This is a genomic window from Campylobacter sp. RM9331, assembly GCF_020137685.1.
Classification (GTDB): Bacteria; Campylobacterota; Campylobacteria; order Campylobacterales; family Campylobacteraceae; genus Campylobacter_E.
The window spans coordinates 113,156-121,990 of sequence record NZ_JACGBA010000004.1 but is presented as its reverse complement, the minus strand read 5'-3'; the positions used below and the strand labels follow the sequence as shown (position 1 = coordinate 121,990).

The 8,835-nt window shown below is 26.9% G+C and carries 9 protein-coding genes; 3 read left to right on the top strand and 6 right to left on the bottom strand.

Annotated features, from left to right (window positions below):
* The first annotated feature begins 355 nt into the window (after positions 1 to 355).
* The 3 genes from AVBRAN9331_RS03160 to AVBRAN9331_RS03150 are packed head-to-tail and all read left to right on the top strand — an operon-like array spanning position 356 to position 3,316.
* Entirely contained in the window at positions 356 to 1,753 is a 1,398-nt protein-coding gene (locus AVBRAN9331_RS03160; RefSeq protein WP_336612377.1) for a GTPase family protein, read from the top strand.
* Positions 1,754 to 1,805: 52 nt separating this feature from the next.
* Positions 1,806 to 2,006: a hypothetical protein gene (locus tag AVBRAN9331_RS03155; RefSeq protein WP_336612376.1), complete on the top strand. Its 201-nt coding sequence runs from the start codon at positions 1,806 to 1,808 to the stop codon at positions 2,004 to 2,006.
* A complete protein-coding gene (locus tag AVBRAN9331_RS03150; RefSeq protein WP_336612375.1) occupies positions 2,003 to 3,316 on the top strand; it encodes a BspA family leucine-rich repeat surface protein in 1,314 nt (437 codons plus the stop codon). Before AVBRAN9331_RS03155 ends, AVBRAN9331_RS03150 begins: the two co-directional genes overlap by 4 nt.
* Before the next feature lie 101 nt (positions 3,317 to 3,417).
* Here the strand turns inward: AVBRAN9331_RS03150 and AVBRAN9331_RS03145 are convergent, their stop codons facing one another.
* From AVBRAN9331_RS03145 to AVBRAN9331_RS03120, 6 genes are all read right to left on the bottom strand, one after another.
* On the bottom strand, positions 3,418 to 3,888 hold the full coding sequence (locus tag AVBRAN9331_RS03145) for a hypothetical protein (protein ID WP_336612374.1): 471 nt from the start codon (positions 3,886 to 3,888) through the stop codon (positions 3,418 to 3,420).
* Between the two features lie 114 nt (positions 3,889 to 4,002).
* The gene (gene glsA / locus AVBRAN9331_RS03140) at positions 4,003 to 4,914 is read right to left on the bottom strand and encodes a glutaminase A (protein WP_214150556.1); all 912 of its coding nucleotides are present in this window, start codon (positions 4,912 to 4,914) and stop codon (positions 4,003 to 4,005) included.
* A gap of 2 nt (positions 4,915 to 4,916) precedes the next feature.
* Complete coding sequence (locus AVBRAN9331_RS03135; RefSeq protein WP_336612373.1) at positions 4,917 to 6,140, bottom strand: Nramp family divalent metal transporter; 1,224 nt, start codon at positions 6,138 to 6,140, stop codon at positions 4,917 to 4,919.
* A 24-nt stretch (positions 6,141 to 6,164) separates the two neighbouring features.
* The gene (locus AVBRAN9331_RS03130) at positions 6,165 to 7,145 is read right to left on the bottom strand and encodes an agmatinase family protein (protein WP_239803038.1); all 981 of its coding nucleotides are present in this window, start codon (positions 7,143 to 7,145) and stop codon (positions 6,165 to 6,167) included.
* 172 nt (positions 7,146 to 7,317) lie between these two features.
* On the bottom strand, positions 7,318 to 8,067 hold the full coding sequence (locus AVBRAN9331_RS03125; RefSeq protein WP_214150558.1) for a hypothetical protein: 750 nt from the start codon (positions 8,065 to 8,067) through the stop codon (positions 7,318 to 7,320).
* On the bottom strand, positions 8,068 to 8,835 hold the full coding sequence (locus tag AVBRAN9331_RS03120) for a hypothetical protein (RefSeq protein WP_336612372.1): 768 nt from the start codon (positions 8,833 to 8,835) through the stop codon (positions 8,068 to 8,070).

The window sequence follows — 8,835 nt, the reverse complement described above, 5'->3', positions numbered from 1 at the left end:
TTCTAATAAACACCCCACAAGGAATTTCTTAATTGAAATTCCTTTTATTTATATAAAATACTTAAATCTAAATCATAGTTTTTTTAAATTACTAATTCAAATTCTTGTAAAAATTAATGAAATTTAAAAAATATTTTTAAAAAATTTTATATGGACAGAATTTTGACATTCAATGTGTTATAATCAAGAAAAATCAAGAAAGGAGAATAAATGAAAGTTATTTTTTCTTTTATATGGGGGGGGGTATAACTCTTTAGAATATACTCAAAAACCTTCATCTATTTTTAAAGGAACTTAGAAAGCATTTTTTATCTAATCATAAATATTTAAAAATTAAAAATAAAAAGGATAAAAAATGGAAATCAAAAGAATTTTAAAAGAATTTACAGACCTAGAAGAAAGTAAAAAAGAAATATTAAAAGAAAACATTTTAAATTTTGTTAAAGAAAAAGATAAATGTCTTGGTATTCATAATTTTGCTTTTCAATTTGTAAAAGATGAAACAAAATGCGTTGAAAAAAGATATTTAGATATTTTATTAAAAGATTTAGATTTTGATTTAGAAAACAGAATGAAATTAGCTGCTTTGATTGAAGAAGCATATCATATCAGCTTTAAATCAAAAGATATTTTAAACTATCAAAAACCAACTTCAACAGCATTAATACCTGATATGTCTAATATAACAGAAGTTATGAAATACTATAAAGAACAAGAAGAATCTAAAGAAGAGTATGCAGAATTAGATGAGATATTAAACAAATCAGATTTAGATGAAGAAGATAAAACTAAGCTAAAGCTAAATATCAAAAAACTAGCAAACACAAAGCTAAATATATTAATTACAGGCGGAACAGGAGTTGGCAAAAGCTCTACTATTAATTCGCTTTTTAATATGGGTGATGAATACAAGCAAGAATTTAGCGAAATCGGAACTACTAGCAAACCACAAACAATGGAGATTAAAAAATACGAAATAGGAAGAAACCTTGTTTTATGGGATAGTCCAGGTTTAGGAGATGGGATAAAAGATAGTGAGCATATTGCAAAAATCAATAAAAAGCTTCACGAAAAAGATAGTAAAGGAAATGCTTTAATAGATTTAGTTTTAGTTATTGTAGATGCAAAGACTCGTGATTTAGGCACTACCTATCATCTAATTACTAATGTAATAATCCCTGCCTTAGGAGAAAACGCAAAAGATAGAATATTAATAGCGCTTAATAAGTGTGATCAAGCTTTAGAAGGAGATTTTTGGGTGAAGGGTGATAGTCCTTATCCAGAAGAAGAGCTTATAAAATATCTTGATGAAAGTGTAAAGATAATTAGTGATAGGATATATGAGACAACTAGCGTAAGGATTGAGCCTATATATTATTCATCAGGTAAGAGCAGAAATGGCATTCAAGAAAACCCATATAATTTAGGAAAATTACTTGACTTCATCATTGATTATACTCCCAGCAAAAAAAGAGCAGTATTTAAAGGTAAGATAAACGAAAATAAAAACAACTGGAAAAGCAACGAAAAAGTAAAGCCTAATACAAATAATTTTAATTCATCAAACAATCAATCAACAAGCACCACAAAAGATTACAAAGCTTTAGCTGATGAAAAGATAGAAAAAAGCTTTTGGGATAACTTATGCGATGGTGTTGGAAAAGCAGTTGATTTTGTTGTTGAAAATAAAGAGAAGATTATGGCAGTAGGTGGATTTTTATTAAGTGCTGTAAATAAAATTTTTAAAAAATAAAAAAACAAAAAGAATTTGAAATATGACTTTCAAATTCTTTAAAGGAGTATAAATGCCAATAGCACCAAAGCCAAGTAAGTTTATTTGTAAAGATTGTGGGTATTCAGTGGTGATAATTCATAAAAGCGATTGCCTAAATGCAAATGATTTACCACCATCTAAATGCCCTAAATGCAAAAATAGTGTTTGTTATGAAAGAAAAAGAGCCAATATATTTGATATAGCTTTGGCAAAATTAAAGGAGATTTTATGAAAAAATATAAGCCTACCACAAAAGAAGAATTAAAAAAGTTAGTAAAAAATAAGACTATTTATCTAGGCGATATTGATACGAGTTTAATTACTGATATGAGTGGATTGTTTAAAAACAGTGTTAGAGAAGACTTTAGTGGGATAAACGAATGGGATACAAGCAATGTAACTGATATGAGTGCTATGTTTAGTAATTGCGAGTATTTTAATGAAGCTTTGAGCTTTGATACTTCAAAAGTTAAAGATATGAGCTATATGTTTTTTGATTGTAAGCAATTTAACCAAGCTTTAATTTTAAATACTTCTAATGTAACCGATATGAGTCATATGTTTGAAAATTGTTTTGTCTTTAATCAACCATTAAACTTTGATACTTCAAATGTAACCAACATGAGTGATATGTTTAATTATTGTTTCAGATTTAATCAAGCTTTGAATTTTGATACTTCCAAAGTTGAAACTATGAGTTATATGTTTAGTGGTTGCCATAGCTTTAATCAACCATTAAGCTTTGATACTTCAAAAGTTACAAATATGAGTGGTATGTTTTTTAAATGCTGTTATTTTAATAAAGATTTAAATTTTAATACTTCAAAAGTAACCAATATGAGTTATATGTTTAGTGATTGTCGTAGTTTCAATCAACCATTAAGCTTTGATACTTCAAATGTAACTAATATGAGTTATATGTTTAGTGGTTGCCATAGCTTTAATCAGCCATTAAGCTTTAATACTTCAAAAGTAACCAATATGAGTTATATATTTAGTGATTGTCGTAGTTTCAATCAACCATTAAACTTTGATACTTCAAGTGTAATTAATATGAGCCATATGTTTGAAAATTGCTTTGAATTTAATCAACCATTAAACTTTGATACTTCAAGTGTAATTAATATGAGCCATATGTTTGAAAATTGCTTTGAATTTAATCAACCATTAAACTTTGATACTTCAAGTGTAATTAATATGAGCCATATGTTTGAAGTGTGTTTTAAATTCAATCAACCATTAAACTTTGATACTTCAAGTGTAATTAATATGAGAAGTATGTTTGCTGTTTGCAAGAATTTCAATCAAGCTTTAAGTTTTGATACTTCAAAAGTAACCGATATGAGTTATATGTTTTTTAAGTGTTCACGTTTCAATCAAGCTTTAATTTTTGATACTTCAAAAGTAACCGATATGAGTTATATGTTTAGCGGTTGTTATAATTTTAATCAAATACTTGATTTTAATATTGTAGATTTTGTTAAAATGAAAGGTATATTTCAAGATTGCGATAGTTTAGAGCAATTGCCTAATTGGTATTGATATGTTAAAAAACATAAAAAGATTTAAGAATTTGAAATAGGAATTTCAAATTCTTATTTTTCAATTATCCTTGTAATATCGTTAAAGCTTGTAAATGTTTTTTAATATGATTTTCTTTTCTTAATCGTATAATTTATATAAAAATAAATTAAAATCGTAGATATTAAAGCAATAGCAAGAGTTAAAGTGCTATTGTGAATATCTCCTAATTTTAAAAAGCAAAATTTAAAAAACGCATTTAGAATACTAAATAAGGTAAAATAAAATAAAAAGCCTAAATCTTTCTCGCCTTTATAAAAATTAATAATATTTTTACAATAGATTTTAGTCGCAGATATACTAAAATAACTCCATATCATAAGCAACAAAAAACCTCGAGCATAAGCATCATCGTCATCTATAAAAAACCATGGCAATAAGTATCTTAATGGTATTAAAGTAAGTATAAAAGTATCCATATATAACATTAAAAAAGACCAAGATATTACATATAATAAAACAATAAATATCAAAACTTTAAAACAAGTTGCAACAAAAACTTTTATTAATTTATTATATATCCATTCTATCACATTAGCCCTTATAAAATATGCAAATTAATATAGTGAAATTATAAGAATTTAAATCTTAAAACTCAAAATATAAAGCACAAAATTACTAGATACTTTTAATTATTTTAGATTAATTTAAAAAATTGATAAATCTAAAGCTTTAGATAAACCCTCTAATATCCTAACACCACCTATTGAATTACCCTTGCTATCAAGTGCTGGTCCATAAACCCCTATACCAAATTCTCTAGGGACAAGCGATACCATACCACCGCCCACACCACTTTTACATGGAAGTCCTACCCTTACAGCTATTTCTCCTGATAAATCATAAGTTCCACAAGTTAGCATTAAACTCTTAATCGTTCTAGCTATTTTTTTACTAACTATTTGCTTACCATCTTTAAGCCCATCATTAGCTAAAAATAATCCTAATTTAGCTAGGCTTTTTGTGTTAGCTAGTATTGAGCATTGTTTAAAATAAACTTCTAAAGCCACCTCAACATCATCACTAATAATCCCATCATTTTTCATAAAATACGCTAAGGCTCTATTTTTATTGCCTGTTTTATTTTCGCTTTCGTATATTTTAGTGCTTAATGACGCTTCATTATCATCAGTAATCAAACGAAAAAACTCAAGCACTCTATTAAATCTCTCTTCAGCATTTTTGCCTTTAATCATAGAAGCAACAGCAATAGCACCTGCGTTTATCATTGGATTAAATGGCTTTTTATTGTTTGATGTTTCAAGTTTCATAATTGAATTAAAGGCATCTCCTGTAGGCTCAACACCTACTTTTGAGAATACATATTCATAGTCATTATCTAATAAAGCTAACATTAAAGTAACTATTTTAGAAACACTTTGAATACTAAACCTTAGCTCACTATCACCCGAGCAAAAAACATTATAATCCTTATCAATCACGCAAACTCCCAAAGCGTCTAATTTAGCCTTGCTAAGCTCTGGGATATAATTTGCCAATCTTCCTAATTTTGTATATTTAATATTATCTTTTACTAATCTATCTAACAACTCTTGCATATTTAAATTATATTTCCTATCGCACTAATTAAACTACTTCCGCCTAAAATCACAGAAATTAAAGCGATGATAATACCTAAAAATATTTTAATATTGTTATTTTTATGATTTTTTAAAACCTTACTGCTTGATGTAATATACACCAAATAAACAACAATTACAGGTAGTATTATGCCATTTAGAATTTGAGCTGTAAATATTAAAGTTATAGGATTAAATCCAGTTGAAGAAATAATTACTCCAATTAATAATATTGCAGAACAGGTTAATTTAAAACGAATATCGTTATGCCTATAATCCCAACCTAAAAAAGCACTCATAACATAAGCAGCTCCCATAGGAGAACTGATAGAACAAGCAAGTCCAGCAGCAAATATACCAACACCCAAAACTATTTCAGCATAATTACCTAATAATGGTCTAAGTTGTATAGCCATATCAGAAGCATTTTTTACTTCCATTCCTATCATTGCAACACCAGCTGTAATTACAACAGCGGCTGTAATAATTCCACCTGTGGTTATAGAAAAATATATATCCCATTTTGATAGTTCTAATTCACTAGCATCTTTCCAAGTTCGTTTAGCGGTTGCTGAATGTATAAAAAAATTATAAGGCACAATAGTTGTCCCTATAATTGCAATGATAGTAAATAAACTGCCATCAGGAAAAGTAGGTAATAATAATCCTTGAAAAACTAAAGAAAAATCTGGCTTAACAACAAACATTGTTAAGATAAAAATCAAAGCCATTATAATAACCAATAGCATAAAGATTTTTTTGATAATATCAAAACTACCCATCCATAATAATACAAATACAAACAACCCCATATAAGGAGTAAGAGAAGTTATATTTATCCCAGTTATCGTTGATAGACCTAGTGCAGCACCAGTTAAATCCCCTGCATTATAAGCAGCACAACCTAAAACCACAGAACCGCCCACTAAAATTCCACTTAATATTTTTCCAATCTTACTTTTAAAAGTGTTTAATATGGCTTCGCCTAATCCCTTTTGAGTAATTATTCCAAGTCTTGCTGACATTTCTTGCAATATAATAGTAGCTATTATTGAAAATAAAACAGCCCAAAGTAAAGCAAAGCCAAATCCAGCTCCAGCCTTAGTACAAGTTGTAATTGTTCCAGGGCCAACAAAAGAGCCAGTAACTACAGCTCCTGGCCCTATTGCTTTAATTTTATCCTTCCAAGTATATTTATTTTGCATAATTCCCCTTTATGTTTTTATATGTTATTTAATATTAAATCTATACTTAGTAAGACCTGTTAAAAAATATATACTCATCCACACCGCTACATGCCCTGAAGTATTTTGTGGGTCTTTTCCTGGATATAATTCAACAAAATCAAACGCACTAGCACCTGCTTTTCCACATTCGTGCAACATCATAGCAAGCTCATATGTGCTAAGACCACAAGGATCAGGTGGGCCTGCCGGATTAAATGCTATATCTAAAACATCAGAGCATATAGTTACATAAATAGCTTCTGTGCCATTACTTGCAATTTTAATTGCTTCGCTTATAGCAGCTTTCCAACCCATTTCTTTTACTTGCATTCCAGTAATTACATGAGCTCCAAATTTTTTTGCTTCTTTTAAACCATTTGGATTGTTTCTAGGTCCTCTTATTCCAAAATGCACCATTTTTGTAGGGTCTATATAAGGGTCTTCGTATAATCTATGAAAAGGAGAACATCTAGCTAATTTTTCTTCGCCAAATTTATCCATATTATCCATATGTGCGTCAAAATGAATAATGCCTATATTTCCATTATGTGCCTTAGCAAACTCACTAATTAACGGAAATGATATTGAGTGATCACCTCCAAATACTACAGAGATTTTTTTAGCTTTCATTATTTTAGAATACTTATCTTTTATGCTATTAAAAGAAAAATCATAATTACCATTTTCTATAGCACAATCACCAAAATCTCCACCAGTAAAATAATCAAATACATCTAAATCAAATTCTGGTAAATATCCACCATATCTAACAGAAGCAGCTCTAATATTTTTTGTAGATAACTCACAACCTGAATAATTACCATAAGTGCAAACCCCTTCCCAAGGCACACCCATTACTACAATATCATAATTGTTTAGTTCTTCATCATTATGAATCTTAGGTAACCCTAAAAATGATGGAACACCACTAAAAACTTCGCCAATTCTTCTACTAGGAACATAACAAATTGGTTTATCGTTCATAATCACTCCTTTTTTTAATATAGACTTTTATTATGGAATGAAATTATGTTTTTTATAATTTTTTTGATTAAATTTGATAAAAATCAATATTTTGTGTTACTTTTTGTAATTTTATTGAATAAGCTAAAGTATTTTATAGAATAAAAAGTATTTAAAATCAGCTCTAACGCTTTTAAATCCATTGAAATATACTTCCTTTATTTTTATTTTCATTTTTATTGATTAATTCTTCTAATTTTTCTAAATCGCTTTTATTAAATTTATTAAAGGAAAGCTCATAAGATTTATAAAAAATCTTAAATCTTTTTTGCTTTAAAAAAATTCTTATAGTATTTTTAAAATTTGTTTTAAAAAAATAATATTCCTTAATATCATCATATTTTATTTTGCTAACTCCTAAGCCTTTTACAAACACCAAGCAATCTTCATAGCAAATCACTCTTTTAACACCACAAAATATAATTAAAGTGCATAATATAATTACTACGCCGATTATTTTATAAATAATTAATTCATCTTTTAAAAAGCTTACAATACTAATAAATGAAAGCAGCATTAAAAATCCAAAAGTTATATGAACTAAATCAAATCTTTTTGGATTAATCACATAAATCGCATTGCTTGTATCAACTTCTCTTAATATATAAATTACAAGGATATAAATAGCGATAAAAATTATAAAATATAGCCAATTTTCTACTACAAAAATAAGCGAAATTAAACTAAATAAAACAATAGCAAAAAATTTTGATTTATCATAAAAATACTTCATTGATAAAACAAAATAATGAACAAACATATAAACAAACATTAAAAACAAATAATTTTCAATAAAACAAGATTTAATTGCAAGATATATAAAAACAGCATTTATAAGAGTTAAAGCAAATATAATTATGAATTTTAAAATTTCTTTAATCATTTAATATTTTTTATCTAATAATGTGTATTTTATTTGTTTATCTTGATTATAAATATCTAAGATTTCTTTTAATAAATAAATCACTTCTTCTTCGCTAAGTAAATTATTACCCGCAATATCTATGATTACAAATATAGCAGTATCAGTTGATAAACGCTTTTTATGCACAAGAAGTATTTTAATAATATCTGTTTTATATTTTAAAATCCAAAATATTCTATTTGAATTTAAATCACAATCAATAAAAAAGCAATCAAGCTCTTTATTAAATAGTATTGTTTTTGTGTTGAATATGGTATCTTGTATATTATATTTAGCAAGTGCTTCATTTATTTTATATTTTTCATAAATTTCGTTATCAATTTGTATAGTTTTAAAATCTACTCTAAGCTGTGTATTGCCTATAAAACTTGATTTACTTTTAAAGAATTTCTTATATAACATTACTAATAAATAATAATACATAAATGGCAAAATCAAAGCTATTATTCCGCCTATTGATAAGGTCAAAACAGGAATATAAGAAAAACAAAACATAATAGATAAAAATATTAAACATAACTCTTTTGATATCTTGCTATATATTATATGAGTTAAAAAACATAAAGGTATAATAAATATTGAGCCTAATAAACTTCCATAAGGTGCTTGTGTAATTGATAAAAACATATAAAAAGTATCATATACAAAAAAAATTATCGTAAATAAAAAACAACAAATAGACAATATTACAATTGAAATCACAATTTTTACAATACTTTTTTCCAT

What these genes read in the sequence shown, in the direction of transcription:
- AVBRAN9331_RS03160 (WP_336612377.1), top strand. Translation starts at nt 356, where the DNA reads ATGGAAATCAAAAGAATTTTAAAAGAATTTACAGACCTAGAAGAAAGT.
- AVBRAN9331_RS03155 (WP_336612376.1), top strand. Translation starts at nt 1,806, where the DNA reads ATGCCAATAGCACCAAAGCCAAGTAAGTTTATTTGTAAAGATTGTGGG.
- AVBRAN9331_RS03150 (WP_336612375.1), top strand. Translation starts at nt 2,003, where the DNA reads ATGAAAAAATATAAGCCTACCACAAAAGAAGAATTAAAAAAGTTAGTA.
- glsA (WP_214150556.1), bottom strand. Translation starts at nt 4,914, where the DNA reads ATGCAAGAGTTGTTAGATAGATTAGTAAAAGATAATATTAAATATACA.
- AVBRAN9331_RS03135 (WP_336612373.1), bottom strand. Translation starts at nt 6,140, where the DNA reads ATGCAAAATAAATATACTTGGAAGGATAAAATTAAAGCAATAGGGCCA.
- AVBRAN9331_RS03130 (WP_239803038.1), bottom strand. Translation starts at nt 7,145, where the DNA reads ATGAACGATAAACCAATTTGTTATGTTCCTAGTAGAAGAATTGGCGAA.
- AVBRAN9331_RS03125 (WP_214150558.1), bottom strand. Translation starts at nt 8,067, where the DNA reads ATGATTAAAGAAATTTTAAAATTCATAATTATATTTGCTTTAACTCTT.
- AVBRAN9331_RS03120 (WP_336612372.1), bottom strand. Translation starts at nt 8,835, where the DNA reads ATGGAAAAAAGTATTGTAAAAATTGTGATTTCAATTGTAATATTGTCT.